19 protein-coding genes and 1 tRNA gene are annotated in these 26,607 nt (G+C 70.3%); 8 read left to right on the forward strand and 12 right to left on the reverse strand.

Annotated features, from left to right (window positions below; all coding sequences use genetic code 11):
* Positions 1 to 16: 16 nt before the first annotated feature.
* A complete protein-coding gene (locus tag ACH4FH_RS14970) occupies positions 17 to 1,825 on the reverse strand; it encodes a bifunctional metallophosphatase/5'-nucleotidase (RefSeq protein ID WP_398556231.1) in 1,809 nt (602 codons plus the stop codon).
* 207 nt (positions 1,826 to 2,032) lie between these two features.
* Between ACH4FH_RS14970 and ACH4FH_RS14975 the strand changes: the two genes are divergently transcribed.
* Entirely contained in the window at positions 2,033 to 2,755 is a 723-nt protein-coding gene (locus tag ACH4FH_RS14975) for an SIMPL domain-containing protein (protein ID WP_398556232.1), read from the forward strand.
* Between the two features lie 145 nt (positions 2,756 to 2,900).
* Positions 2,901 to 4,337, forward strand: a complete 1,437-nt coding sequence (gene pyk, locus ACH4FH_RS14980) for a pyruvate kinase (RefSeq protein ID WP_398556233.1) — start codon at positions 2,901 to 2,903, stop codon at positions 4,335 to 4,337.
* Positions 4,338 to 4,388: 51 nt separating this feature from the next.
* Here pyk and ACH4FH_RS14985 read toward each other — a convergent pair whose 3' ends face one another.
* Together ACH4FH_RS14985 and ACH4FH_RS14990 are read right to left on the reverse strand one after the other, a co-directional pair.
* Complete coding sequence (locus tag ACH4FH_RS14985) at positions 4,389 to 5,162, reverse strand: transcriptional regulator (protein ID WP_398556234.1); 774 nt, start codon at positions 5,160 to 5,162, stop codon at positions 4,389 to 4,391.
* A 110-nt stretch (positions 5,163 to 5,272) separates the two neighbouring features.
* Positions 5,273 to 5,347, reverse strand: a tRNA-Leu gene (locus ACH4FH_RS14990).
* A 96-nt stretch (positions 5,348 to 5,443) separates the two neighbouring features.
* Between ACH4FH_RS14990 and ACH4FH_RS14995 the strand changes: the two genes are divergently transcribed.
* Entirely contained in the window at positions 5,444 to 6,097 is a 654-nt protein-coding gene (locus ACH4FH_RS14995) for an ANTAR domain-containing response regulator (protein ID WP_398556235.1), read from the forward strand.
* A gap of 74 nt (positions 6,098 to 6,171) precedes the next feature.
* Here the strand turns inward: ACH4FH_RS14995 and ACH4FH_RS15000 are convergent, their stop codons facing one another.
* The 7 genes from ACH4FH_RS15000 to ACH4FH_RS15030 form a co-directional block, all read right to left on the reverse strand.
* Positions 6,172 to 6,888, reverse strand: a complete 717-nt coding sequence (locus ACH4FH_RS15000) for an ABC transporter ATP-binding protein (protein ID WP_398556236.1) — start codon at positions 6,886 to 6,888, stop codon at positions 6,172 to 6,174.
* Positions 6,885 to 7,898: an ATP-binding cassette domain-containing protein gene (locus ACH4FH_RS15005; protein WP_398556237.1), complete on the reverse strand. Its 1,014-nt coding sequence runs from the start codon at positions 7,896 to 7,898 to the stop codon at positions 6,885 to 6,887. Before ACH4FH_RS15005 ends, ACH4FH_RS15000 begins: the two co-directional genes overlap by 4 nt.
* A gap of 7 nt (positions 7,899 to 7,905) precedes the next feature.
* A complete protein-coding gene (locus ACH4FH_RS15010; protein ID WP_398556238.1) occupies positions 7,906 to 9,711 on the reverse strand; it encodes a branched-chain amino acid ABC transporter permease in 1,806 nt (601 codons plus the stop codon).
* A 5-nt stretch (positions 9,712 to 9,716) separates the two neighbouring features.
* On the reverse strand, positions 9,717 to 10,646 hold the full coding sequence (locus tag ACH4FH_RS15015) for a branched-chain amino acid ABC transporter permease (RefSeq protein ID WP_398556239.1): 930 nt from the start codon (positions 10,644 to 10,646) through the stop codon (positions 9,717 to 9,719).
* 126 nt (positions 10,647 to 10,772) lie between these two features.
* The gene (locus ACH4FH_RS15020; protein ID WP_398556412.1) at positions 10,773 to 11,996 is read right to left on the reverse strand and encodes a branched-chain amino acid ABC transporter substrate-binding protein; all 1,224 of its coding nucleotides are present in this window, start codon (positions 11,994 to 11,996) and stop codon (positions 10,773 to 10,775) included.
* Positions 11,997 to 12,478: 482 nt separating this feature from the next.
* Positions 12,479 to 12,952, reverse strand: coding sequence for a PaaI family thioesterase (locus tag ACH4FH_RS15025; RefSeq protein WP_398556240.1), 474 nt, complete (start codon positions 12,950 to 12,952; stop codon positions 12,479 to 12,481).
* 120 nt (positions 12,953 to 13,072) lie between these two features.
* Positions 13,073 to 15,385 carry an FdhF/YdeP family oxidoreductase gene (locus ACH4FH_RS15030; protein ID WP_398556241.1) on the reverse strand — a complete coding sequence of 771 codons (2,313 nt, stop codon included), beginning with the start codon at positions 15,383 to 15,385 and terminating at the stop codon, positions 13,073 to 13,075.
* Positions 15,386 to 15,719: 334 nt separating this feature from the next.
* Here ACH4FH_RS15030 and polA point away from each other — a divergent pair, with 334 nt between their 5' ends.
* Positions 15,720 to 18,380, forward strand: a complete 2,661-nt coding sequence (polA, locus tag ACH4FH_RS15035) for a DNA polymerase I (protein WP_398556413.1) — start codon at positions 15,720 to 15,722, stop codon at positions 18,378 to 18,380.
* A gap of 328 nt (positions 18,381 to 18,708) precedes the next feature.
* On the opposite strand, the gene ACH4FH_RS15040 is transcribed toward polA, so the two are convergent.
* Entirely contained in the window at positions 18,709 to 19,689 is a 981-nt protein-coding gene (locus ACH4FH_RS15040) for a DUF4184 family protein (protein WP_398556242.1), read from the reverse strand.
* Positions 19,690 to 19,842: 153 nt separating this feature from the next.
* Between ACH4FH_RS15040 and ACH4FH_RS15045 the strand changes: the two genes are divergently transcribed.
* The 4 genes from ACH4FH_RS15045 (at position 19,843) to ACH4FH_RS15060 (ending at position 23,780) form a co-directional block, all read left to right on the forward strand.
* Positions 19,843 to 21,618, forward strand: coding sequence for a lytic transglycosylase (locus ACH4FH_RS15045; protein WP_398556243.1), 1,776 nt, complete (start codon positions 19,843 to 19,845; stop codon positions 21,616 to 21,618).
* Between the two features lie 152 nt (positions 21,619 to 21,770).
* The gene (locus ACH4FH_RS15050) at positions 21,771 to 21,905 is read left to right on the forward strand and encodes an SPW_0924 family protein (RefSeq protein ID WP_398556244.1); all 135 of its coding nucleotides are present in this window, start codon (positions 21,771 to 21,773) and stop codon (positions 21,903 to 21,905) included.
* 104 nt (positions 21,906 to 22,009) lie between these two features.
* Positions 22,010 to 23,035, forward strand: coding sequence for a DUF3068 domain-containing protein (locus ACH4FH_RS15055; protein ID WP_398556245.1), 1,026 nt, complete (start codon positions 22,010 to 22,012; stop codon positions 23,033 to 23,035).
* Between the two features lie 73 nt (positions 23,036 to 23,108).
* Complete coding sequence (locus tag ACH4FH_RS15060) at positions 23,109 to 23,780, forward strand: hypothetical protein (RefSeq protein ID WP_398556246.1); 672 nt, start codon at positions 23,109 to 23,111, stop codon at positions 23,778 to 23,780.
* A gap of 96 nt (positions 23,781 to 23,876) precedes the next feature.
* On the opposite strand, the gene ACH4FH_RS15065 is transcribed toward ACH4FH_RS15060, so the two are convergent.
* The gene (locus ACH4FH_RS15065; protein ID WP_398556247.1) at positions 23,877 to 26,582 is read right to left on the reverse strand and encodes an ATP-dependent RNA helicase; all 2,706 of its coding nucleotides are present in this window, start codon (positions 26,580 to 26,582) and stop codon (positions 23,877 to 23,879) included.
* Positions 26,583 to 26,607: the final 25 nt, after the last annotated feature.

The following is a 26,607-nucleotide window of genomic DNA, read 5'->3' on the forward strand; positions in this document are numbered from 1 at the left end:
ACCCCTCACCAACCGGTCAGAACACCGGCACCCCGTCACGCGTCAACCGCCACCCCACCGACGCGAAGCGCGCGGGATCGATCTCCCCGCTCTCCTGCACCCACCCGATGATCAAATTCCGGATCTCGTCCGACGTCGACCACACCTGCTCCGCCGACGCCACATGCGGGAAATTGCCACCGCCACCGGCCCGGTAATTGTTCACCGCCAGCACGAACCGCGCCGCATCGTCCACCGGCGCACCCTCGAAGGTCAGCTTCCCGATCCGCTGTCCCACCGGCTTGGCGATATCGATCTCGTACGCCACCCCGCTCAGCGCGTCATAGTTGTAATCCGGCGTACCGTCCGCATTCGTCAGCTTCGCCGGATCCACCGGACCCCCCGCCGCCGTCTGCACGTAATACCGCGCCGAGAATTCCAGATACGCCCGCAACTGCGCACCCGTCAACACCCGGGCCTCCAACGTGTTGTCGAACGGATACAGCGCCGCCATCGCCCGGATCGTCACCTCCCCGGCCGGCACCTTCGCCGTCCGCGAAAAACACGACGCCTGCGACAACACCGGCAATTCCGCGTGCGCCGAGCCGGCAAGCGCCTTACGCACCACTTCCGCCTGCACGAACGCGATGAAATCCAGTATCGCCGTGTCCTGCACCGGCGCCTCCGCCGCCGTCATCTCCGCCTTCGACCGGCCGATCACCTGGTTGACATACGCCACCACCTTCTTCTGCTCGGCCCGCAGCAGGGTGGTGATCCGGTAATCCTCCACAGCCGTATTCGCATTCAGCACCTTCGACGCCACCGACTCCACCTGCCAACGCCCCCGGCGCCACTCCACCTCCACATCGAACAACGTCAGCCGCTGCCCCCACTTCAGCGGCTCGGAGAGCACCACCTCCCGGCCCGTCTCCTTGTTCACCACACGCCGCTCCGGAATCTCCACATGCGCGTGCCCGACCAGAATCGCGTCGATCCCCGGCACCTGCTCGGCGACCAGCACCGCCGCATTCTCCACATACGGCAACTGATCCCCGTACGAAGACGTCCCACTGGTCCCCGAATGCGCCGACACGATCACCACATCCGCGCCCATCGACCGCAGCTTCGGCACCCACTCCGCCGCCTGCTCCACCAGCCCCGGAAACGCCAGCTTCCCCTGCACATGCGCCTTGTCCCAGATCGCGATGCCCGGATTCGTCAACCCCAGCACCGCCACCCGCACATCGCGCCCGCACGGCGTCCGCAACCGCTTGATCACATACGGCGGGAACGCCGGCCGCAGAGTCTTCGCATCCACCGCGTTCGCGCCCAGCAACGGAAAATCGCAGCTCTCCTCGAACTTCCGCAGTACCGGAATTCCGTAATTGAACTCGTGATTGCCCAGCGCCGCCGCGTCATAGCCGATCACATTCATCGCCCGCGCCATCGGATGCACCGGCGCGTCCGGGCCGGTGATCGGCTCGACCTTCGCGTAGTAATACGCCAGTTGCGTCCCCTGAATGGTGTCGCCCGCGTCGATCAGCAGCGTATTGTGCCGGCCCTTTTCCCGCCGCACGCCCTCCACCAGCGTCGACACCTTCGCCAGCCCGATGTCGTTGTGCGCCGCGTCGTCGAACTCCGCGTCCGTGACGTAATCCCAGTTGAAGACATTGCCGTGCAGATCCGTGGTGCCCATGACGGTGAACGCGTGCCGGCGGTGCCCCCGCCCCGCACCCTGCCCACCGGCCTCCGCCGCCTCCGCCACCGGCGCACCGGCCCCCGCGAGCGCCACTCCGGCCCCCGCCACCACAGAACGACCCACGAACTTCCTACGGTCGAGCGACATGCCAACTCCTCCTGGACGAACGGCGCCACGCACACGGCGACGCGCGTAGATTCTGGCGCAGCCGCCCACCGGGCAACACCCCTCGCAGGTTGCGATCGCATGACCGGCCCCCGCCCCCGCACCCGGTATGCCACCCTTCAGCCCGCACACCCCGTACACCCGCGCACCCGCACGACACCCGCCGACGACGAGCCCGAGGAGCCCCCCATGACCGACCCCACCGAACACCCCACCGGGCCCCACGCCCCCCTGCCCTACGGCACCCCCGACACCCCGCGCCTCGCCGTCCGCGGCGAAGCCCGCCTCGAATTCGACCCCGAGATCGCCCGCATCAGCGTCACCGTCAGCGCCCGCGGCACCGACCGCAAAGCCGCCCTCACCGACCTCACCCGCCGCAACGAACAAGCCCTCACCCTCATCAAGAGCTACGGCCAGGCCATCGAAAAGCTCGAAACCGGCACCTTCAGCCTCACCCCGCAGCTCACCGACAAAGGCCGCCACGAACGCATCCGCGCCTATCACGGCCGCGTCAACCTCACCGCCACCCTCAACGACTTCACCACCCTCGGCGAACTCACCACCCGTCTCGGGGACCTCGAACTCACCCGCGTCGACGGCCCCTGGTGGGCCCTGCGCCCCGACTCGCCCGCCCACCGCGCCGCCCGCACCCACGCCGTCCGCGAAGCGGTCCAGCGCGCCCGCGAATACGCCGAAGCGCTCGGCGCCGGCCTCGACGCCCTCGTCGAGCTCGCCGACCTCGGGGCCGAGAACGCCGCCCCCGCGGCAGCCCCCACCATGCGCGGCTTCGCCGGCTACGGAGGCCCCCCGTCCGACCCGGGAGCACCCCCGGCCCTCGACCTCGAACCCCAGCGCCAAACCGTCTACGCCAACGTCAACGCCCGCTTCACGATGACGCGTCCCGCACTCTGAGACCCGGCCGCGCGAAGGCGGAAATCCGCTCATCGGAGCGCCTTCGCGCGCATTCCAAGACTTGTCAACAGCCTTTCATCGAGCGGACGTTGAGCAGTCACTTCCCCACACTCCCCTACCGGTGGGTAAGTCATAGGGTCGAAACATGCGCCGAGCAAAAATCGTCTGCACCCTGGGACCCGCCACCGACACGTACGAGCAGATCAAAGCACTCGTCGACGCCGGAATGGACGTGGCCCGCTTCAACCTCAGTCACGGCACCTACGCCGAACACGAGGCGCGATTCGACCGGGTCCGCAAGGCATCCGAGGAAACCGGCCGCAGCGTCGGCATCCTCGCCGACCTTCAAGGCCCGAAGATCCGCCTCGGCCGATTCCGTGAGGGGCCGGTACTACTCGAACGCGACGACGAGTTCACCATCACCGTCGAACCCTCCGTCGAAGGCGACCGCCATCTCTGCGGCACCACCTACGACGGCCTCGCCGCCGACGTCACCACCGGCGAACGCATCCTCGTCGACGACGGCAAGGTCACCCTCGAAGTCATCGGTGTCGACGGACCACGCGTCCACACCAAGGTCATCGAGGGCGGCATGGTCTCCGACCACAAGGGCCTCAACCTCCCCGGCGTCGCCGTCTCCGTCCCCGCCCTCTCCGAGAAGGACCGCGACGACCTCCGCTGGGCCCTGCGCACCGGTGCCGACGTCATCGCCCTGTCCTTCGTCCGCAGCGGCCGCGACATCGAGGACGTCCACCGCATCATGCGCGAGGAGGACCGCTTCCTCCCCGTCATCGCCAAGGTCGAAAAGCCCCAGGCCGTCGACAACATCGACGACATCGTCGCCGCCTTCGACGGCATCATGGTCGCCCGCGGCGACCTCGGCGTCGAAATGCCCCTGGAAACCGTTCCGATCGTCCAGAAGCGCGCCATCAAGCTCGCCAAGCGCAACGCCAAGCCGGTCATCGTCGCCACCCAGATGCTCGACTCGATGATCGACAACTCCCGCCCCACCCGCGCCGAGGCCTCCGACGTCGCCAACGCCGTCATCGACGGCACCGACGCCGTGATGCTCTCCGGCGAGACCAGCGTCGGCAAATACCCCACCGAGACCGTGCGCACCATGAGCCGCATCGTCGAGGCCGCCGAGGAGGACATCCTCGCCAAGGGGCTCCCGCCCCTCACCGAACGCAGCAAGCCCCGCACCCAGGGCGGCGCCGTCGCCCGCGCGGCCGCCGAAATGGGCGACTTCCTCGGCGCCAAGTTCCTCGTCGCCTTCACCCAGTCCGGCGACACCGTCCGCCGCCTCTCCCGCTACCGCTCGCCCATCCCGCTTCTCGCCTTCACCCCCGACCCCGCCACCCGCTCCCAGCTCAACCTCACCTGGGGTGTCGAGACCTTCCTCGGCCCCACCGTCGACTCCACCGACGAGATGGTCGCCCAGGTCGACGAACAGCTCCTCAAGATCGGCCGCTGCCAGAAGGGCGACGTCGTCATCATCACGGCCGGCTCCCCGCCCGGCGTCCCCGGCTCCTCCAACCTCGTCCGCGTCCACCACATCGGCGAGGACGACCACCCGAAGTAGCCCCAGCCGCACCGCGATCCCGCTGGGCCGAGGTCCTGACTGCCGTCCCCGTCAGTACTTCGGCCCGATGTGCTGGTCCATGAGGGCCACGGAGGCTTTCCTCGCGACCGAGATGTTGAACGGATCGCTGCCGCGCGCGAGAACGGTCCACTCGACGCCGACGTTCGTCATGGTGTCCGAGCAGAGCTTGCGGATGTCGTCGGACTTGTTGGTGAAGAAGTACCGCGGATACTCGTAGCGCTTGCGCTCGCCGCCGACCATGCGCGTCGTCCAATTGGTGATCCGACAGCCGTCGGAGTGGATGAGCCCGCGGAGGAACTCCCAGGGGTGATCGTCCACGATCCGCTGCTGCCAGGCTTCCAGAGCGATCAGGCGCTCATGCTTCTTACCGGGGCCGTGCTGCGGGAACAGGCAGGGCCAGTGGTGGCTGTAGCTGGTCACCATGACGCAGCCCTGCTGCTGGATCACGCAGACGCTGTTCATGGGACGTACGGCCTTGATTGCCGCGCGACACGCCCCGATCAGGCCGGGCCACGCGTCGGCGCAGGCGACCCGCAGGGCGTACCCGCCCCGGCGAGGCTGCTTGCTGAGGCAGCCGTCGCCGAGATAGAGGCCGAGTAAGTAGGCGTATGCCGCCGCGTCTTCCGGAGGCCGTGGCACCCGCTCGCACCGCACGCAATGCGTGGCGTGGGAGAGCGGTTCGATCCGGTCCTTCCAGGATCGGATTGCGTACCGGGATACGCCGGTCTGCTTGCTCACGGAGTTGAGACTGCGGCCTTGAGCGACAAGGGCGAGGGCCCGCTGGCGGGTTTCGTGGTCGTACATGCAGACGACTCTGGCCTGGAAACGAAGATTCGTGCGCCCGTTCGATCGGGCGATCACTCCATCGAGCGAACCGCTCTGAGTTTCACGTGACCATGGAATCGAAGGAAAAGTGCCCCGGGTCGGACTCGAACCGACACTGTATGGGTTTTGAATCCATTGCCTGCTGCCAATTGGGCTACCGGGGCCAGCGGAATCCAAGGCTAGTGCCTACCTGCTGTGGGACCACCTTACAGGAGCTAGGTAGGCTCATGGGGCACCACCTGCCTGTAACGAGGAGTCCCGTGAGCGCCGCCGAGCCCGAGCAGCCCGTCGCCGATGACGATCAGTCGCACGTCCCGCCGCTGACCACGCGCGTCGTGATCGCGGAGGACGAGGCGCTCATCCGTCTCGACCTCAAAGAGATGCTGGAGGAAGAGGGCTACACCGTCGTCGGCGAGGCCGGGGACGGGCAGCAGGCCGTCGAGCTGGCCCGTGAGCACCGGCCCGATCTGGTGATCCTGGATGTGAAGATGCCGGTACTGGACGGCATCTCGGCCGCCGAGGTGATCGCCGAGGAGAGCATCGCGCCGGTGCTGATGCTGACCGCGTTCTCGCAGCGTGAGCTGGTGGAGCGGGCGCGGGACGCGGGCGCGATGGCGTATCTCGTGAAGCCGTTCTCCAAGAGTGACGTCGTGCCGGCGATCGAGATGGCCGTCAGCCGGTTCACCGAGCTGCGGACGCTGGAGAAGGAGGTCGCCGACCTCACCCAGCGGCTGGAGACCCGCAAGCTGGTGGACCGGGCGAAGAGCATTCTGCAGACGCAGTACGGGCTGACCGAGCCGGCCGCGTTCCGCTGGATCCAGAAGACGTCGATGGACCGTCGGCTGTCGATGCAGCAGGTCGCCGAGGCGGTCATCGAGGACGCCGAGGAGAAGAAGCAGCAGTCGGACCAGTAGCGTCCCGCGCCGACGTGAGCGGCCCCGTACCGGTGATCATCGGTACGGGGCCGTCGGCGTTCTCGCGGGTCGGGTCAGTCCTCGCCGAGGTAGGCCTTGCGGACGGACTCGTCGTGCAGGAGTTCCGGGCCGCTGCCGGAGAGGACGATGCGGCCGATCTCCATGACGTGTCCTTGCTCGGCGAGGGAGAGCGCGGCCTGGGCGTTCTGTTCGACGAGCAGGATGGTGGTGCCCTGGGAGCGCAGTTCCCGGATGGTTTCCATGATCTTCTGCATCATGATCGGGGAGAGGCCCATGGAGGGCTCGTCGAGCATCAGCAGTTTGGGTCGGGACATCAGGGCCCGGCCCATGGCGAGCATTTGCTGCTCGCCGCCGGAGAGGGTGCCGGAGGCTTGTTTGCTGCGTTCGCCGAGGATGGGGAAGAGGTCGTAGACCCGTTGGATGTCCTTTTCTATGCCTGCGGTGTCCTTGCGGAGGAACGCTCCGAGCTTGAGGTTTTCCCCGATGGTCAGGCGGGGGAAGAGGCGCCGGCCTTCGGGGGAGTGGGCCAGGCCGCGTTCGACGATCTTGTGGGCCGGTACCCCGTTGAGGGGTTCGCCGTCGAACGTGATCTTGCCGGCGAGGGGCTTGAGCAGGCCGGAGAGGGTGCGCAGGGTGGTGGTTTTGCCTGCGCCGTTGGTGCCGATGAGGGTGACGGCCTGGCCGGCTTCGACGGAGAACGAGATGCCTTTGACGGCTTCGATCTTGCCGTAGGCGACCCGGAGATCCTCGACTTCGAGCAGTGCGGTCATGGGGTCTCTCCGGTCTCTCCTTCGGCCGGCTGGTCCGCCGGGGGTGTCGGTGCGGCGGGTCCCTTCGCCGGTCGGTCGGGCGGGTTCGCCGCGCCGGTGGTGTCGGTTCCCGGGTCCGTTGCGGTGGGAGCCGGCTCGCCGGCGGTGTCCGCCGCGGCTTTCGTCGTGCCGGCCGTGCTGGTCGCGCTTGCTGTGTTGCCGTTGGCCGAGTCGTCGACCGGGGTGCCGAGGTAGGCGGCGACGACGCGTTCGTCGGCCTGGACGACCTCGGCGGTGCCCTCGACGAGTTTCTGGCCCTGGACGAGGACGGCGACGCGGTCGCAGAGGTTGAAGATGAAGCGCATGTCGTGCTCGATGACGAGGACGGCGGTGCCCTGGTCGCGGATGGCCAGGACGAGTTCCTGGGTGGCGCGGGTCTCCTGCGGGTTCATGCCGGCGGTCGGCTCGTCCAGGAGGAGGAGGCCGGGTTCGCTGGCGAGCGCGCGGGCGATCTCCAGCTTGCGTTGCTCGCCGTAGGGGAGGTTGCGCGCGAGGTGGTCCCGTTTGTGGGCGAGGCCGGTGAATTCGAGGAGTTCCATGGCGCGTTCTTCCGAGGTGCGTTCGGCTTTCTTGAAGCCGGGGCCTCGGAGGAGGGCGGACCAGAGTCCCTCTTTGGTGCGGGTGTGGCGGCCGACGAGGGCGTTTTCCAGGACGGTCATGTTGGCGAAGAGCCGGATGTTCTGGAAGGTGCGGGCGACGCCAGCCTGGGTGACGAGGTGGGGTTTGCGGGAGAGTCGGGTGCCTCGGTAGCTGACGGTGCCTTCGGTGGGTACGTACAGGCCGGTGAGGCAGTTGAAGAAGGTGGTCTTGCCGGCGCCGTTGGGGCCGATGAGGCCCACGATTTCTCCGGCGCCGACGGTGAGGTCGACGCCCCGTACGGCGGTGAGTCCGCCGAAGCGCATGGTGACGCCGGAGGCTTCGAGGACGGTTCCGGTGTCGGCGCGGTGCGCTGCCTGGGTGGGTGTGGTCATGGTGTCGTCACGCCTTTGCCTTGGTGACGCCGATGGTCGCGTCCCCGTCGGGGAGGCGCTGATCGGGCACGTCGAGCTGGCCGGTCTCGTGGAATTCGAGCTGCTTCCTGCGGTCGGGGATGAGCCCTTCCGGCCGGTAGCGCATCAGCAGCACGAGGGCGATGCCGAAGAGCAGCAGCTGGTAGTCCTGGAGGAAGTCGAGTTTGGCCGGGATGAGGAAGAGCAGTGCCGCGCCGACGAGGGGGCCGCTGAGGGTGCCCATGCCGCCGAGGATGACGGCGGCGAGGAGGAACGCGGAGTTCGGCGGCTGGGGTCCGGCGAACTGGAACTGCTCGGGGGTGGCGGTGGTGACGACGTGGGCATGGACGGTGCCGGCGAGTCCGGCGAGCGCGGCGCCGAGGGCGAACGCGAGGAGCCGCAGCCGGAAGCTGTTGATGCCCATGGCGATGGCTGCGGTTTCGTCCTCGCGGATGGCGATCCAGGCGCGTCCGATGCGGGAGGCGGCGGCGCGGCGGAAGACGAGGACGACGAAGGCCGTCACGAGAATCATCAGCAGGTAGTAGTTGCCGTAGGTGGCGACGGGGAAGCCGAGGATGTCGTGGGATTCGCCGAAGTTGAAGCCGAAGATCTCCAGGTTGGGGATGTTCGGGATGCCCATGGCGCCGTTGGTGACGTCGGGTCCTGTGGTGCCGTTGAGGTTGAGCATGGCGATGCGGAAGATCTCACCGAAGCCGAGGGTGACGATGGCGAGATAGTCGCCGCGCAGGCGCAGGGTGGGGGCGCCGATGAGGACGCCGAAGAGGAGGGAGGCCGCGGCGCCGGTGAGGAGGGCTGCCCAGAAGGGGAAGTGGAGTCCGAGGGCCGACTCCGGGGAGCCGGAGACGAGGGCGGCCGCGTAGGCGCCGACGCCGAGGAAGGCGACGTAGCCGAGGTCGAGGAGGCCGGCGAGGCCGACGACGACGTTGAGGCCCAGGGCGACGGTGGCGAAGATCAGGATGTTGGCCCCGATGATCGTGTACTGGTCGGTGTCCTGGGTGAAGGGGAAGCAGGCGGCGGCGATGAAGCCGGCGCCGAGTGCGGGGCCGCGGTGTTTGAGGGTGAGTGCGGTGAGCCGTGCGATGACTCCGGCCCGGTTGAGGGCGGGGACGGCGAGCACCATGAAGAGCAGGTAGCCGACGAAGGGGGCGCCGTCGTCGGTGTCGATGCCGTAGGTGAAGGCGACCAGCCCGGCGGCGAACGCGGCCGCGATGAGCAGGATCTCGGCCCAGGCGGGGAGGTCGCGGCCGGGGCGTTTGACGGTGGTGGCGGCGAGGGTGCCGGTGAAGCGTTGCCAGGCGCCGGCGGGTGGCTGGTCGGGGGCGCGGTCGGCGGGCAGGCCGAGGGCGCCGAGGAGGGTGACCAGGGAGGTGACGGCCGCGACGAAGCCGCCGGGTTCGAGGTTGACCAGTCCGCCGAGTTCGATGGCGATGGCGATGAGGGTGAACCAGGTGGCCGCGAAGGTGCCGAGTGCGGCGAGGAGGACGGAGGCGTTGCGGCCCCCGGGGGTGAGCCATCGCAGGCCGCGGAGGCCGAGCCCGGAGGCGGTGAGGAGGAGGGTGAGGATGCCGCCGGCGAGGGTGACGATCTGGAGGCCGGCGGGGGACCCGTAGTAGGTGAGCTCGCCGGGGAAGTCGTTGCTCCAGGTCCAGGCGAGGCCGGTGCTGGCGGCGGTGGCGAGGGCGGCCGCGGCGGTGGTGATGCGGGCGGTGCGCTCGGGGAGGGGGAGCACGCCGGGGTGGGTGCCGGCGGTGGTCTTGGTGATGTCTGTGGTCATCGCTATCACGCCCGATCCGCGACGCGTTCGCCCAGTAGGCCCTGTGGCCTCAGGAGCAGTACGAGGATGAGGAGGACGAAGGCCCAGACGTCCTTCCAGGCTCCGCCGCCGAATTGCTGCATGCCGGGTATTTCTTCGATGTAGGCGGTGGCGAGGGCTTCGGCGACGCCCAGGACGACGCCGCCGAGCATGGCGCCGTAGATGTTGCCGATGCCGCCGAGGACGGCGGCGGTGAAGGCCTTGAGGCCCATGATGAAGCCCATGCGGAATTGCACCTCGCCGGTGCGCAGGCCGTAGGCGACGGCGGCGACGCCGGCGAACGCGGCGCCGATGGCGAAGGCGAGGACGATGATGCGGTCGGTGTTGATCCCCATCAGTTTGGCCGTGTCGGGGTCCTGTGCGGTGGCCTGCATGGCGCGGCCGCTGCGGGTCTTGGCGACGAAGAAGCCGAGGGCGACCATGCAGGCGGGGGCGGCGATGAGGACGAAGATGTCACCGCGTTGCACGGTGGCGCCGAGGATCTCGAAGGAGTCGCCCTTGAACTGGGGGAAGACGCGGGCCTGTTTGCCGTCGGGGTACCACTTCCAGATGGCTTGCTGGAGGGCGATGGAGAGGCCGATGGCGGTGATGAGGGGGGCGAGTCGGGGTGCGCCGCGGAGGGGTCGGTAGGCGAAACGTTCCGCTGCGACGCCGACGAGGACGGATACCGCGATGCCGCCGATGAGCATGACCGGCAGGGCGAGGATGAGCGAGGTGTGGGCGGGGAGGGCGAGGTAGACGCTCAGTGCTCCGAAGCCGCCGACCATGAATATCTCGCCGTGGGCGAAGTTGATGAGCTGGACAATTCCGTAGACCATCGTGTAGCCGATCGCGATGAGTCCGTACATCGCGCCGAGGATGAGTCCGTTGGCCAGCTGTTGCGGCAGTTCGTTCACCGCAGGGCCTCCGTTGTGTGGGAGTGACGAGGTGCCGGGGGGTTCCGGTGTGCCGCGGGCCGCGCCAGGGTCGTTCGTGGCGTCCTGGCGCGGCCCGGGGTCGATCAGGTGTGTCGCTTCGGTCGGTCAGCTCTTGTCGATCTTTTTGAACTCCGCGCTGAAGCGGGAGACCCAGGCGCCCTTGTCGACCTGGTAGGCGGTGATCATGGTGTTGGTGGTGTCGCCGTACTTGTCGAAGGCGATGGGGCCGGTGACACCGTCGAAGGTGACCTTGTTCATGGCCTCGGTGACCTTCTTGCGGGAGTCCTCGGGGAGCTTGCCGTCGTTGTCCTCGACGACCTTCTTGACGGCCTGGATGATGGACCAGGTGGCGTCGTAGGTGGAGCCGCCGTAGGCCTCGTAGGCCTCCTTGAAGCCGGCTGCCTTGTAGTCGGCGATGAACTTCTTCGCGGAGGGGAGTTCTTCGACGGGCTTGCCGACGGAGGAGGCGTAGTCGCCCTGGGCCTTCTTGTTGAGCTTGATGTAGTCGCCGCTGTACATGCCGTCGCCGCCCATCAGGGGGACGGTCACGCCGCCGTCCTTGAGCTGCTGGCTGAGCGGGCCCGAGGCGGGGTATTCGCCGCCGTAGAAGACCAGGTCGGGCTTGGCGGACTTGACCTTGGAGACGACGGCCTTGAAGTCACGGTCGTCGGGGCTGACGTGCTCGGTGCCCACGATCTTGCCGCCGAGCTTGGCGAACTGGTCCTTGAAGGAGGAGGCCAGGCCGACGCCGTAGGTCTTCTGGTCGTCGATGATGTAGGCCTTCTTGGCCTTCATCTTCTCCCACGCGTACTGGCCGTCGAAGGCGCCCTGCACCTCGTCGGTGGTCGCGGTGCGGAAGTAGGTGGGGAACTGGCGGACGCGCTTGTCCTGCTTCCAGTCCTTGCCCTGGGTGAGGTCGGGCGTGGTGTTCGCCGGGGAGATCAGCGTGAGGTCGTTCTGCTTGGAGACCTGCTGCATCGATTGGGCGACACCGGAGTTCAGCGGGCCGACGACGCCGAGGACGTCCTTGTCGCCGGCGAGCTTGGTGGCGTTCTGCTGGCCGACGTTGGGCAGGGCCTTGTCGTCGAGGGCTTCGAGTTTGAACGTGACGCCATCGACTTCGCCGGCTTTGTTGGCGGTGTCGACGGCGAGCTGGGCGGAGTTGCGGATGCCCAGGCCGAGGGCGGAGAGCTCCCCGGTGGTCGGGGCGTCGAGGCCGATGACGACGGTCGTCTTGGAGCCGTCGCCGCTCTTTTGGTCGTCGCCTCGGGAGCCGCACGCGGAGAGCGTGAGGGCGCCTGCGGTGACCGCGGTGGTGAGGATGAGCAAGGAACGGTGACGCACGATCAGTCCTTTCCCTGGCGCGGCCATTGCTGTCGCATGGCCGTTTCGCGCGCCGGGCTGTACGGAGTCATACCGGGTCCGTGCTCGCAGCGCGCCCGGCGGCGCGGTGACTGGCGGTGACTATAGAGGGGTGTTCGGCGCCCTGGCAGTGGCGCTGACCAGGATGTGACGCTCTTGTTATGACATGCGATGAGCGTTATGCCTCTATGGTCCTTACACCCGGTGGGCGAACATCGCGCGGAGGGCGAACTCGCACTTCCCTGGGGTGGCGCGCCGCGCTGTGACGGAACGGCGTCCGGAATCCGGACGTGATGGGCGCGGTGGGGTCGGCGCCGGTGGGGGGTCCGGGATGCGCGCACGGCGCCGCATTGCGCGCTTGTTACGCAGCGTTACGAAAATGCGTACGGCCCCGCTCCCGGTGCCGGGATGCGGGGCCGTACGGACGGCGTCGAGGTGCCGTCGGGGTGTCAGCCGCGGTACACGTCGGCGTCGACGTCGCGCAGCATGCAGGTGAGGCGGGCGGTGCAGACTCGCTTGTCCTGTTCGTCGCTGATCACGATTTCGTAGGTCGCGGTGGAGCGGCCTCGGTGTACGGGCGTGGCGACGCCGGTGACCAGGCCGGAGCGGACGCCGCGGTGGTGGGTGCAGTTGAGGTCGACGCCCACGGCGAGCTTGTGGGGGCCGCCGTGCAGCATCGAGCCGACGGAGCCGAGGGTCTCGGCGAGTACGGCGGAGGCCCCGCCGTGCAGCAGTCCGTAGGGCTGGGTGTTGCCCTCGACGGGCATGGTGCCGACGACGCGGTCGGGGGCGGCTTCGGTGACCCGCACGCTCATCCGTTCACCGAGGTGCCCGGCGGAGAAGAGGGAGGGCAGGTCCAGGCCGAGGCCGGCCCACTGGTCGAGGATGTCCTGCGGAAACATGGTCGTGCCCTGCTCGCCCATGGCCTACTGCTCCGTTCGCTCGCACGTGATCGTCGTGGATCTGTGCCTGTTCCTATCAGGCCACTGAGCAAGGCTCAGCGCGGGGTGGCCGATTCCCGCGGCGGGGTGGACCGGGGGCGGTCAGCTTCCCTGTGGGCTCTCCATGCGGATCACCACGGATTTCGAGGCGGGGGTGTTGCTGGTGTCGGCGGTGTGGTCGAGCGGGATGAGGACGTTGGTCTCCGGGTAGTAGGCGGCCGCGCAGCCGCGGGCCGTGGGGTAGTGCACGACGCGGAAACCGGGGGCGCGCCGCTCACTGCCGTCGGTCCATTCGCTGACGAGGTCGGTGTAGGCGCCGTCGGCCAGGCCCAGGGCGCGGGCGTCCTCGGGGTGGACGAGTACCACGCGGCGGCCGTTCTTGATGCCGCGGTAGCGGTCGCTGAGGCCGTAGATGGTGGTGTTGTACTGGTCGTGCGAGCGCAGGGTCTGCAGCAGCAGGCGTCCCTCGGGGACCTTGGGGTACTCCACGGGGGCCGCGGTGAAGTTGGCCTTCCCGGTGGCGGTGGGGAAGCTGCGGCTGTCCCGGGGGGCGTGCGGGAGGGCGAAGCCCTCGGGGTGGGCGACCCTGGTGTTGAAGTTCTCGAAGCCGGGAATGACGTGCGCGATGCGGTCCCGGATCGCCGCGTAGTCCCGCTCGAACTCCTCCCACGGCGTGCGGCTCGCCCCGCCCAGGACGCGGCGGGCCAGCCGGGCGACGATGGCCGGCTCCGACAGCAGGTGCGGGCTCGCGGGCTCCAGCCGGCCGCGGGAGGCGTGCACCATGCCCATGGAGTCCTCGACGGTCACGAACTGCTCGGCGCTGCCGCCGTCCGGGCCGGCCTGGAGGTCGCGTTCGGTGCGTCCGAGGGTCGGCAGGATCAGGGCGCGCGCGCCGGTGACCACGTGCGAGCGGTTGAGCTTGGTGGAGACGTGCACGGTCAGGCGGGCGCGGCGTACGGCGGCCTCGGTGACGTCGGTGTCCGGGGTGGCGGAGACGAAGTTCCCGCCCATCGCGAAGAAGACCTTGGCCTGGCCGTCGCGCAGCGCGCGGATGGCGCGGACGACGTCGAGGCCGTGCTCACGGGGCGGCGCGAAGCCGAATTCCTTCTCCAGTGCGTCGAGGAAGGCGGGGGCGGGCCGCTCGAAGATGCCCATGGTGCGGTCGCCCTGGACGTTGCTGTGGCCGCGTACGGGGCAGACGCCGGCGCCGGGGCGGCCGATGTTGCCGCGCAGCAGAAGGAAGTTGACGACTTCCTGGATGGTGGGTACCGAGTGCTTGTGCTGGGTCAGGCCCATCGCCCAGCACACGATCGTGCGGCGGGAGCCGAGGACCATGCGCAGGGCGCTCTCTATCTCCTCGCGGCTCAGGCCGGTGGCGCGCAGCGTGGCGTCCCAGTCGTCGTCGGCGCGGGCGGTGCGCGCGAACTCCTCGAAGCCGTGGGTGTGTTCGCGGATGAACTCCTCGTCGACCGAGCCGGGGTCCTGCTCCGCCGCTTCCAGGATGAGGCGGTTGAGCACCCGGAAGAGCGCCTGGTCGCCGCCGAGGCGCACCTGGAGGAAGAGGTCGGTCAGGGCGGTGCCGCCGCCGGCTATGCCGCGCGGGGTCTGCGGATTCTTGAAGCGCTCCAGGCCCGCTTCGGGCAGCGGATTGATCGAGATGATCTTTGTCCCGCCGGCTTTGGCCTGCTCCAGGGCGGTGAGCATCCGGGGGTGGTTGGTGCCCGGGTTCTGGCCGGCCACGATGATCAGGTCGGCCTGGTAGAGGTCCTTCAGCAGGACGCTTCCCTTGCCGATACCGATGGTCTCGGTGAGCGCGGAGCCCGACGACTCGTGGCACATGTTGGAGCAGTCGGGGAGGTTGTTGGTGCCGAATTCGCGGGCGAAGAGCTGGTAGAGGAAGGCGGCTTCGTTGCTGGTGCGCCCGGAGGTGTAGAAGACGGCCTCGTCGGGGGAGTCGAGGGCGGTCAGCTCTTCGCCGATGATGTCGAAGGCCCGCTCCCAGGTGACGGGTTCGTAGTGGTCCGCCCCCTCTTCCAGGTACATGGGCCGGGTGAGGCGGCCCTGCTGGCCGAGCCAGTAGCCGCTGCGTCCGGCGAGGTCGGCCACCGTGTGGGCGGCGAAGAAGTCCGGTGTGACGCGGCGGAGGGTGGCCTCCTCGGCGACGGCCTTCGCGCCGTTCTCGCAGAATTCGGCGGTGTGCCGCTTCTCGGGCTCGGGCCAGGCACAGCCGGGGCAGTCGAACCCGTCCTTCTGGTTGACCCGGAGCAGGGTGAGAGCGGTGCGGCGCACACCCATCTGCTGTTGGGAGATCCGCAGGGCGTGGGTGATGGCCGGCAGTCCGACGGCGGAGTGCTGCGGTTCGCTGACCTCGGGCGCGTCCTGGACGGGGTCCGACGCGGGCGGCTTGCCTGCCATGGCGCTCTCCCTTGAGCCTGTGCTGTGCCGTCTCCACCGGCACGCGGCGGATCGTTGCCGTGCGCATCAGATCTTGTCATGGGTGGGGCCGGGCGGAGTAGGGATGAAAGCAGGGCAGTCCGACCGCGGACCGGGGGCTGCGGAGGGTGACCGGACAGGTACGGACGCGGTGGTGGAGAGCCGGATTGGGCGGGCGCAGCCGCGGCCACGGCGACCGCGGCGGGGATTGTCAGTGGGGCGTGGCAGGATCGGGGGCGTGGCAGCAAAGGCAGCGAAGAAGAGCGAAGCGACCGGCACCGAAGCGGCGGGGGGCGGCCGTCCCCGGCTGCTCCTGATGGACGGGCATTCCATGGCGTACCGGGCGTTCTTCGCCCTGCCCGTGGAGAATTTCACGACCGCCACGGGGCAACCGACCAACGCGATCTACGGCTTCGCGTCGATGCTCGCGAACACCCTGCGCGACGAGGCGCCCACGCATTTCGCGGTGGCGTTCGACGTCTCCCGCAAGACCTGGCGCTCCGCGGAGTTCGCGGACTACAAGGCGAACCGCTCCAAGACGCCCGACGAGTTCAAGGGCCAGGTCGAGCTCATCGGCGAGCTTCTCGACGCGATGCGGGTCAAGCGCTTCGCGGTCGACGGCTTTGAGGCCGACGACGTCATCGCCACCCTCACCGAGCAGGCCACCGCGCAGGGCTTCAAGGTCTCGATCGTCACCGGCGACCGCGACGCCTTCCAGCTGGTCTCCGAGGACGTCACGGTCCTCTACCCCACCAAGGGCGTCTCGGAGCTGACCCGCTTCACCCCGGAGAAGGTCGAGGAGAAGTACGGCCTCACCCCCTCCCAGTACCCGGACTTCGCGGCCCTGCGCGGCGACCCGTCCGACAACCTGCCCGGCATTCCGGGCGTGGGCGAGAAGACCGCCACGAAGTGGATCAACCAGTTCGGGTCGTTCGCGGAGCTGGTGGAGCGCGCGGAGGAGGTCAAGGGCAAGGCGGGGCAGAATCTGCGCGAGCACCTGGAGGCCGTGAAGCTCAACCGCCGGCTGACGGAGATGGTGCGCGACGTCACCCTGCCCTGCGGCCCCGATGCCCTGGTCCGCGAGGCCTATGACCGCGACACCCTCTCGGTGTTCCTGAACGGTCTGGAGATCCGCAACCAGGGCCTGCGCGACCGGCTGCACGCCGTCGACCCGGGCGCGGAGCAGGCCGCCGAGGAGGCCGCGCCGGCCGCCGGCGCCGAGATCGACGGCACCGTGATCGCCACCGGCGAGCTCGCCCCGTGGCTGGCCGAGCACGGCGCGGGCCCGCTAGGCGTGGCGACGGTCGATGTCTGGACGCTGGGCAGCGGCAGCGTCGCCGAGGTGGCGCTTGCCACCGGCGATGGCCCCGCCGCCTGGTTCGACCCCGCCCAGCTGGACGAGGCCGACGAGCGCGCCTTCGCCGCCTGGAGCGCCGACCCGGCCCGGCCCAAGGTGATGCACAACGCCAAGGGCCTGATGCGGGTCTTCGGCGAGCACGGCTGGAGCATCGACGGCGTCTCCATGGACACGGCGCTGGCCGCCTACCTGGTCAAGCCCGGACGCCGCTCCTTCGCGCTGGACGCCCTCTCCATCGAATACCTGGGCCGCGAGGTGGCCGCCCCCGCCGCGAGCAACGGACAGCTGGCCTTCGGCGCGGACGAGCAGGCCGAGGCGGAGGCCCTGATGGGCCAGGCGCGGACGGTCCTTGATCTGGGCGAGGCGTTCGAGACCAAGCTCGCGGAGGTCGGCGCGGCCGAGCTGCTGCGCGATGTGGAGCTGCCGACCAGCGTGCTGCTGGCCCGGATGGAGCGGTCCGGTATCGCCGCCGACCGGGGCTGGCTGGAGCGCATCGAGCAGCAGTTCGCGGCAGCGGTGCAGCAGGCCGTCCAGGAGGCGCATGCCGCCGCGGGCCACGAGTTCAACCTCGGCTCGCCCAAGCAGCTCCAGGAGGTCCTCTTCGGCGAGCTGGGCCTGCCCAAGACCAAGAAGACCAAGACCGGTTACACCACCGACGCCGACGCTCTCGCGTGGCTCGCGGCACAGACCGAGAACGAACTCCCCGTGATCATGCTCAGGCACCGTGAGCAGGCCAAGCTGCGCACGACCGTCGAGGGCCTGATCAAGACCATCGGCGCCGACGGCCGGATCCACACCACCTTCAACCAGACGGTGGCGGCCACCGGCCGGCTGTCCTCGACGGACCCGAACCTGCAGAACATCCCGGTGCGGACGGACGAGGGCCGGGCGATCCGTCGCGGCTTCGTCGTCGGCGAGGGCTTCGAGACCCTGCTGACCGCCGACTACAGCCAGATCGAACTGCGTGTGATGGCCCACCTCTCCGAGGACGAGGGCCTGATCGAGGCGTTCACCACCGGCGAGGACCTGCACACCACCGTCGCCTCCCATGTCTTCTCGGTCGCCAAGGACGCGGTCGACCCGGAGATGCGCCGCAAGATCAAGGCGATGAGCTACGGCCTGGCGTACGGCCTGTCGGCGTTCGGCCTCTCCCAGCAGCTGGGCATCCAGCCGGACGAGGCCCGCAAGTTGATGGACAACTTCTTCGAGCGCTTCGGAGGGGTGCGCGACTACCTCCAGCGCGTCGTGGAGGAGGCCCGCGCCACGGGCTACACCGAGACGATCCTCGGCCGCCGCCGCTACCTCCCCGACCTCAACAGCGACAACCGCCAGCGCCGCGAAATGGCCGAGCGGATGGCGCTGAACGCCCCGATCCAGGGCACCGCCGCCGACATCGTCAAGATCGCGATGCTGAAGGTCGATGTGGCCCTGCGCGCGGCCGAGTTGAAGTCCCGGATGCTGCTCCAGGTGCACGACGAAATCGTCGTCGAGGTCGCCGGGGGCGAGCGCAAGCAGGTCGAGGAGCTGCTCCGCCGGGAAATGGCCGCAGCCGTCGAACTGAGGGCACCGCTCGACGTCTCGGTCGGCTCCGGCCAGGACTGGGAGTCGGCGGCCCACTGACCGCTGCGCCGTAGGGGGCCGGGGCGGACGCCGCTCCGGCCGGCGGTGCAGGACGCCCGGCGCACAGAGCGAGGCGCGGAGCGCGAGGGCGGTGCTGCTCGGGCGGGCGGTGACGCCGGGTTGGAGGCGGTGACGCCGGTTCAGGGGCTGTGCCACCGAGCTCGCGGCGGTGGCGCTTGGGGTGCCCAGCCGAAGCAGCCTCAGAGACGAGCTGCCCACGACGAACGAGGGTTCCGGGGGCGGGGCCGCGATAGTGAGGACCAATCGGTGAAGACCACCGAACGGTGAGAACCACCGATCGGTGGAGAGCCCCGACCAGCGGCTGCCGTCACCGTCCGGCCACACGGTCCGTCTCCGCCCCCGTCCCGGCCACCGTCTCACTATCCCTGTCTCTCTCCCACTCCCTCTCCGGCGCCGCTATCCGCCCCGGTGCGGTCTTCGCGGCCGGGCGGGCGCGGCGCGCACGGCGGTGCAGCAGACGTACGGCCACCGCGTAGACCGGTAGTCCCAGCGCGAGCCCCGCACCCGCGCCGAAGAGCACGGTGGGGATGTAGTCGAACCAGGACGCCGCGCTGCCGTAGACCTCGTGTGCACGTACCGTGCGGTGCGCGGCGCCCACGAGGAGGCAGAGGGCGAGCAGGGCCGTCAGCAGCAGTTTCTGACGGAGCGTGAGCAACGGAACGGCCTCGGGCGGCGCCCATTCCGCAGCTCCCGTATGCCCCTCAGGCCCTGTAGGTAGCGCTCCTCCCGTACGCATCGCCGACCGCAGGAACCAGCCGATCGCCACCATCGCGAGCGCGGACGTGCCGTACTGCAGGTACGTGTAGGCAGGCAGGCCGTTCACCGTCGCCTCCAGGCCCGGCACCAGCCGGGTGCCCCAGCGGCCCGGGTGGGTGAAGGCGTCCCAGACGACATGCGTCACGGAACCGAGAATCGCCGAGACGCAGAACCACCCGGCCAGTGCGGCGAGTTCACGATATCCGCGCGGGTGCCAGGGCCGCCCGCGCGCGAAGGCGTACACCCGGCCCTGCCATGGCCGGGGCAGCAGCGCCAGAAGGGGTTCGCGTAGCAGCAGCCAGCCGCCGACCAGTCCCGCGGTGATCAGGACGTCCACGGTCAGCACGCCGATCAGGGAGTGCGTGAACGCGCCGAACAGCATGGCGCCGGGCACCAGGGTGTCGGCGAAGTAGGTCATGTCCGGTGCGAAGGAGCCGGCGACGAGGGCCGAGGCGATCAGCGGTCCGCGTGCCGCACCTGTCCTGCGAAGAGCCGGGAGCACCGCAGCGGCGTGGCTGAGCGTGAACGGCATTTTCCTCTCCTTGATCGATTCAGAGCATTATGTCGGTCGATGAGAGTGGTAGATGACTGGCCCGAGTTGTCGTAGTGTCGCCTGAGTTGGAGCGCTGGGGAGTGCGATACCGCGTGACGCACGCGGTGGGGCAACGCGGAGGGGATGGCACGCATGGCAGCCACGTTCGGGCGACGACTCCGAAGGGGAGCGGCCTCGACAGCCGTGGCAGCGCTGGCGCTGGCCGCCCTGACCGCCTCTCAGGCCCCCGGTGCCGCAGGCAGTGCGGCCGCTAATGAGCGGGACAAGGCGCCGCCTGCCGACACCCCCATCGACGGCGGCTCGACGTACTACACCGACCTGCCGCCCCTCAACAGCCCCGTAAATCCCGAGGGTTCAAAGGGCGGGGGCGCCGGCCCCATAGTCACCGGGCCCGCCGAGGCCGGCATTCCCGCCACCGTCCTGGCCGCGTACAAGAAGGCCGCCTCGCAGATCGAGGCGTCCGCCCCGGGGTGCCGGCTGCCCTGGCAACTCCTGGCGGCCATCGGCAAGGTGGAGTCGGGGCAGGCACGCGGCGGATCGGTCGACGCCGAGGGCGCCACCCTCAAGCCGATTCTCGGCCCGCAGCTCAACGGCAACGGCTTCGCCCGGATCACCGACACCGACAACGGACGCTACGACGGCGACCTCACCCACGACCGCGCCGTCGGACCGATGCAGTTCATCCCCTCGACGTGGTCCAAGGGCGGCCCCGACGGCGTCGGTTGGGGCGCCGACGGCAATGGCGACGGCAAGAAGGACCCCAACAACATCTTCGACGCGGCCCTCGCCGCCGGCCGCTATCTCTGCGCCGGCGGCCGCGATATGGCGGTGCAGGGCGACCTGGACCGGGCGATCCTGGGCTACAACAACTCCGAGGAATACCTGCGGACGGTGCTGTCCTGGTACGCCTACTACCGCAAGGGCACGCACGAGGTGCCGGACGGCAAGGGCGTGCTTCCCGCACAGCGCAACGGCTCGGAGAGCGGAGCCGGCCGTGGCGGTGGCGGCACGCGCCCGGGCCATGGCGGTGCGACGGACGGTGGCAAGCCCGGCGCCGGCAGCTCGACCGGCCCCGGTGGCCAGGGCGGCTCCCACGACTCACCAGACGACAACGGCACCCCCACTCCAACGCCCCGCCCCACGCCGCCGTCCACGCCCCGCCCCACGCCGCCGGCCGAGCCCGCGCCGCTGACGGGCCTCGAACGGGTCGGCGATCAGGACCTGACGGCCACTGCGGGCACCGAGTTCGACGCGTCGCCCCAGGTGCGCGCCAAGGACGCGGAGGGCAAGCCGGTGGCGAGCGCCGCCATCCGCTTCACCATCGTCGGCAGCACGGACGCCCGCTTCCCGGGCGATGCGACCGGCGCGACCGTCACCACCGGCAAGGACGGCCTGGCCGCCGCCCCCACCCTGCGCGCGGGCGACACGGCAGGCAGCTTCACGATCCGCGCGACAGCGGTCGGCCGCAGCGTGCCCGCCGTCGACTTCGGCGTGCGCGTCAAGGCCGAACCGGCACCGCGCGCCGACGCGCTCGCCCGTACCTCCGACAAGGAGCTGACGACGGCGGCGGGCGGGGCCTTCGCGGACGGCGCGGTCGAGGTCAAGGCGACGTACCAGGGCAAGATCGCGGCGGGCGTCGCGGTCACCGCGACCGTGGTCACCGACGACCCCGACAAGCCCGTGGAGAACGACAAGGGGCCCTATTTCAAGGACCCCGAGGCCACCGGCGAGGACGCGGACAAGCCGGTCCGCACCCTCACCACCCTCACCACGGACGCCAACGGTCTGCTGAAGCTCCCGAAGATCTACACCGATGACCGGTCCGGGACGTTCCTGCTGCGGCTGACCACTGCCGACGGCGCCGTGCTGACCCTGGAGCTCCACGTCACCGCACCGTCCGGCGCGTAACTCCCAGGCCCTCGGGCCCCGTCGCCCGGCCTCGTCGCACCGCCGCTCCGCCCGCGACCGGGCAGGGCGGCGGTGCGACGTGTTCTCATCTGCGCCGCCCGTTGCTACGGTGCCCCGACCTGACGCTGCATCAGCTCTTCGGGAGGCCGGCCATGCGTGCCCTGACAGCAGCCGCGGTCGGACTGGCCGCTGCCCTCGCCCTCGTCTTCACCATCACGGCGATCGGCGCGCCCAGCGGCGAGACCTCGCCCAAGCCGCTGCTGACCACTGTCCCCAGTCACCCCTGAGGGAGGGACGCCACGCCATGCGCCGCCTCGTGCCCACCCGGACCACATCCCCCGGACCTCCGGCAGACGCCACCGGTGCCGGCCGCCGCCGAGAAGCCAAGGGCATGCGGCGGAAAGCCGGCCTGGTGCTGCTCGCCTTCGCCGTCTTCTTCACGGCCCTGGCCCCCCTCATGCGGTGGTACGCCTTTCCGCGACTCGCCAAGATCCCGCCCAGCCAGTACCAGGACATGGTCCTGGAGGCGAAACCCGCCACACTGATCAACTACGGAACGATGAAGGCCGAGCGGGTCCCCAAGGTCACCATCGTGCAGACGCTCAAGGGCAACGTGGCCGAGTCCGATCGCATCGAGAAAACCGCGGGCCGCGACGTCGTCGTCTGGGACACGCTCTCGTACGTGGCCGGACCCGACGGCGCCATGGTCTCCGAGATCCCCGAGCGCTACATCTTCGACGCGCACTCTCAGGAACCCGTGCACGCCACCGGCGAGATGGTCGACGGTGACCGGGTCCGCCGCGAAGGCATCGAGTACAAGTGGCCCTTCCTCACCGAGAAGCGCGACTACACCTACTTCGACGCCCAGACGCGCACCTCCGCACCCATCCACTACAAGGGAACACGCACCTTCCGCGGTCTGGAGGTCTACTACTTCGAGCAGACCATCCCGTGGACCAAGGTCGCGCTCCCCAAGAAGATGCCGGTCAAGGGCATCACCCCGGAGTCCGTCGAAAAGATGGGCACCACGCGCTGGTACACCACCCAGCGGATGTTCTGGGTGGACCCCGTCACCGGAGCGCCCGTCAACGGCGAGGAAATACACAAAGAGGAACTGCGCGGGGGCGACCTGCTGCCCGGCGGCGGCAAAGTCACCGCGTTCGCCGGCCACGTGAAGATGCGCGAGGACTACATCGACTCCACCGTCGCCCTCGTGACCTCCCAGCGCACCCTCGTCCTGCTGCTCACCAGCTACCTCCCCTGGGGCTTCCTGGCACTCGGCGCGGCGCTCCTCGCCCTGAGCCTGCACCTCGAAGCACGCGGCCGCCGCCCCGGGACGGGCTTCGGCAGCGACGACCGGACCGCGGACACCGGACCGGACCCGAGCCCCACGCCACGGCCGACACCCGCGGTGTGACCGCACCGGGACGCCGCGCCGGCCCTCGCGGAGCCGTCACGCCGTTGTCGGTGGCGCCCCGTAACGTGAACACATGACGCTTGCGAACTGCCCGGTCACCGACGAAGTGGTGGATCAACTCCTGGAGTTGAGTCATTTCGCCGCTGGCGACGACACACCCGACGACGAAGCCTTCGACGCCTTCCTCAACAGCCGCGGATGGCGCTACTCCGCATTCGACGACTCCTACGAAACCGCTGCCGGCCAGGTCGTCTGGTCCGGCCACTACGACGGCGACCCGGGCCCGTCCGGCCAGACGGCCTGGGCCACCTTCAGCGTCTACGACCCCGAGTACGACGGCGTGCCCGACGCCGACCACCTCGCCTCGGTCTGGGGGCGCGCCCGCGGTTGGACCCTCCGCGCCGACCAGGGCCGCGGCCAACTCGATGCGGACTGGCAGGCCGCGGCCGCACTCCTCACCGCACGTTTCGGCCGCCCCTGCGCGGTGGCCAGGTGCCCTGACCCGGCCGGCTGCAGCCCCCGTTCGGACCGCCACTACGCCCTCTGGCGCGGCGCCGACCGCCTGCTTTGCCTCGCCCAGGACCCCGACCCGTTCTGCTACGCCTGCTTCCTCCGCAATGTGCTCGTGGTCGTCCCGGCCGACACGAACAGCCCCTTGCCAGGACCGGACGCGCTCACGGACTGGTACGCGCACAAGCTTCTGGGAGAAGGAGAAGGAGAAGGGGAAGGGGAGGGACAGGGATAGGGGCAGGGGGCCTGAGGCCGTTCTGCCGGCACCGGTGTGCTGCTCCAGCCCGGCCCGGCCCGGAGCACGGCTGCCCGCCACGGTCAGGCCATGCGCTCAGCGCCGCTTGAGCCGCGCCGTCGTGTGCCGAGTCGGCTCCGCCGTCGAAGGGTCCTCCGGCCAGGGGTGCTTGGGATAGCGCCCGCGCAACTCCGCACGCACGGACCGGTATCCGCCGCTCCAGAAGGACGCCAGGTCGGCGGTGACGGCCACCGGACGGCCCGCGGGGGAGAGGAGGTGCACCAGCACGGCCACCCTGCCGTCCGCCACCCTCGGCGATTCCTGCCGGCCGAACAGCTCCTGCAGCTTGACGGCCAGCACCGGCTGCTCGCTGCTGTAGTCCACCCGCACCCGCGAACCGCTCGGCACCTCGATGCGCTCCGGCGCGAGCTCGTCGAACCGTGCCGCGTCACCGGTCGACCACGGCAGCAGCCGGGCCAGCGCCTGCCCCGCGTCGACCCGCTCCAGATCGGCACGCCGCCGCGCCCGCCCCAGCTCCACCCCCAGCCACTCCTCGACGCGCTCCAGCAGCGCCGCGTCCGACACCTCGGGCCAGGGCGCACCCAACTCCCCGTGCAGGAACGCCATCCGCTGCCGCAAGGACGTCGCGCCCGCCGACCAGCGCAGCAGACCGGGCCCCTCCTGCCGCAGGCCCGCCACCACCGCCTCCCGCAACAACGTGGGATCGGGCGCGGTCAACGGCCGGGACGCCAGCTCGATCGCCCCCAGCCGTGTCATCCTCCTGGCCACCACGTCGCCGCCCGACCAGCGCACCTCCTCGCCCGAGGAGTACAGCGCCCGCGCCGCGGCGCAGGCGGTGTCTTCGTCAATCACCGCCGCGAGACGCACCCGCGCGGACGCCGCCGCGACCGGCCGGTCCGCCACGGCGACCGCCAGCCACCCCGCGTCCCGCAGACTCGACCCGTCCCCGGCTCGCGCCCCCGGGCCCGGCCCCCCACCGGCCAGCTCGGCGCCCGTCCCCGACGCCATCAGATAGCTGCCCACACCCCGCGCCCGCGCCACCCGCTCGGGGAACGCCAGCGCCGCGACAAGCCCGGCGACCGCATCGTCACCCCGGTCCGTGCCACTGCCACTGCCGCTTCCCGGGCCGGCACCGGCTCCCGGCCCGCTCCGCGCCCGGCCGTCCGCGCGCCCGGCCACCGCCGCGTCGCTCCCGCCCGGTGCGTCGTCCCCGGCGCCCCCGGCGCTCCCCGAGCCGGTCCCGCCCACCGCCGACGCCAGCCGGCGCGCCTCCTGCCGCCACCGCGCGGCGTAGCCGTCACCGCCCCGCCGGGCCGTGCGCCAGGCGGCCGCCAGATCGTCCCCGTACGTCCGCGGCGGCTCCTCGCTCAGCAGCGCCACCACCTCCGCGGCGCGTCGCACGCCGACCTCCCGCGCGCCGTCCAGCAACGCACGGGCCAGCCGCGGATGCAGGCCGAGCCGCGCCATCCGCACTCCACGCCCGGTGGCACGGCCCTCGGTATCCACCGCGCCGATCGCCGTCAGCACCTCCCGGGCGGCGGCCAGCGCGCCGGCCGGTGGCGCGTCCAGGAGGGCGAGCCCGGTGGCCTGCGGGTCGCCCCAGCAGGCGGCCTGCAAAGCGAACGCCGTCAGATCGGCGACCTTGATCTCCGGGTCGGGGAATCGCGGCAGACGCCCGTCCTCCCCCTCCGACCAGCAGCGGTAGACCACCCCGGGCGCCTCACGTCCGGCCCGTCCGGCCCGCTGCCGGGCGGCCGCCTGCGACGCACGTACCGTCGTGAGCGCGCTGAGACCGCGCGCGTGATCCGTCCTCGGTACCCGCGCGAGACCGCTGTCCACCACCACACGTACGCCCGGAACGGTCAGACTCGACTCCGCCACCGACGTCGCGAGCACCACCCGCCGGACGCCGCCCCCGCCGCTCAGCACCGCGTCCTGCACCTCGGCCGGCGCCCGCCCGTGCACCTGCAGCACCTCGGCGTCCATCCCGGCCAGCTGCCCGGCGACCCGACCGATCTCCCCGACACCGGGGAGGAAACACAGCACGTCGCCGGACTGCTCCCGCAACGCCCGCCGCACGACCCCCGCGACGTGCGTCAGCAGCGCAGGGTCCACCCGCATCCCATGCGCAGGGCGTACTGGCCGCTCAGCCGGCGCCCACACCACCTCCACAGGATGCGACACGCCTGCCGCCTCGACCACCGGTGCCGCCCCCGCGTCGCCGCCCAGCAGCCGCGCCCAGCCCTCCGCGTCCGTCGTCGCCGACGCCGCCACCAGCCGCAGCTCCGGGCGCAGCGTCTCGCGGACGTCGAGCAGGAACGCCGCGGACGTATCGGCGTCGAGATGCCGCTCGTGGCACTCGTCGAGCATCACCACATCGATCCCGGCCAGCTCCGGATCGCGCTGCAACCGCTGGAGCAGCACGCCGGTCGTCACCACTTCCACAGCGGTACGCGGCCCCGCACGTCGCTCGCCCCGCACCGTGAAGCCGACGCGCTCTCCGACCTTCTCGCCCAGTAGCCAGGCCATCCGGCGTGCCGCGGCGCGTGCCGCGATCCGCCGGGGCTCGGCGACGAGTACCCGACGCGCCGGGCCCTCGCCCGTCAGCCCCGCCAGTTCCAGGGGCACCAAGGTCGTCTTGCCGGTTCCGGGCGGCGCGCACAGCACCGCCGTGCCGGGACCGTCGAGGGCTTCGCGCAGCGCGGGCAGCGCGGTGCGCACGGGCAACTGGGCAAGGGCGTCGCCGGCCGCACCCCCGGCCGGAGGTTGGGGGAGGATCATGACCCCAGTCTGCCGCCCCGGCCGC

Source organism: Streptomyces sp. NPDC017993 (genome assembly GCF_044328065.1).
Classification (GTDB): domain Bacteria; phylum Actinomycetota; class Actinomycetes; order Streptomycetales; family Streptomycetaceae; genus Streptomyces.

Bases quoted from the DNA above. Each gene is read 5' to 3' on its own strand.
- ACH4FH_RS14970 (WP_398556231.1), bottom strand. From the start codon at position 1,825: ATGTCGCTCGACCGTAGGAAGTTCGTGGGTCGTTCTGTGGTGGCGGGG.
- ACH4FH_RS14975 (WP_398556232.1), top strand. From the start codon at position 2,033: ATGACCGACCCCACCGAACACCCCACCGGGCCCCACGCCCCCCTGCCC.
- pyk (WP_398556233.1), top strand. From the start codon at position 2,901: ATGCGCCGAGCAAAAATCGTCTGCACCCTGGGACCCGCCACCGACACG.
- ACH4FH_RS14985 (WP_398556234.1), bottom strand. From the start codon at position 5,162: ATGTACGACCACGAAACCCGCCAGCGGGCCCTCGCCCTTGTCGCTCAA.
- ACH4FH_RS15000 (WP_398556236.1), bottom strand. From the start codon at position 6,888: ATGACCGCACTGCTCGAAGTCGAGGATCTCCGGGTCGCCTACGGCAAG.
- ACH4FH_RS15005 (WP_398556237.1), bottom strand. From the start codon at position 7,898: ATGACCACACCCACCCAGGCAGCGCACCGCGCCGACACCGGAACCGTC.
- ACH4FH_RS15010 (WP_398556238.1), bottom strand. From the start codon at position 9,711: ATGACCACAGACATCACCAAGACCACCGCCGGCACCCACCCCGGCGTG.
- ACH4FH_RS15025 (WP_398556240.1), bottom strand. From the start codon at position 12,952: ATGGGCGAGCAGGGCACGACCATGTTTCCGCAGGACATCCTCGACCAG.
- ACH4FH_RS15030 (WP_398556241.1), bottom strand. From the start codon at position 15,385: ATGGCAGGCAAGCCGCCCGCGTCGGACCCCGTCCAGGACGCGCCCGAG.
- polA (WP_398556413.1), top strand. From the start codon at position 15,720: ATGGACGGGCATTCCATGGCGTACCGGGCGTTCTTCGCCCTGCCCGTG.
- ACH4FH_RS15040 (WP_398556242.1), bottom strand. From the start codon at position 19,689: ATGCCGTTCACGCTCAGCCACGCCGCTGCGGTGCTCCCGGCTCTTCGC.
- ACH4FH_RS15045 (WP_398556243.1), top strand. From the start codon at position 19,843: ATGGCAGCCACGTTCGGGCGACGACTCCGAAGGGGAGCGGCCTCGACA.
- ACH4FH_RS15050 (WP_398556244.1), top strand. From the start codon at position 21,771: ATGCGTGCCCTGACAGCAGCCGCGGTCGGACTGGCCGCTGCCCTCGCC.
- ACH4FH_RS15055 (WP_398556245.1), top strand. From the start codon at position 22,010: ATGCGGCGGAAAGCCGGCCTGGTGCTGCTCGCCTTCGCCGTCTTCTTC.
- ACH4FH_RS15060 (WP_398556246.1), top strand. From the start codon at position 23,109: ATGACGCTTGCGAACTGCCCGGTCACCGACGAAGTGGTGGATCAACTC.
- ACH4FH_RS15065 (WP_398556247.1), bottom strand. From the start codon at position 26,582: ATGATCCTCCCCCAACCTCCGGCCGGGGGTGCGGCCGGCGACGCCCTT.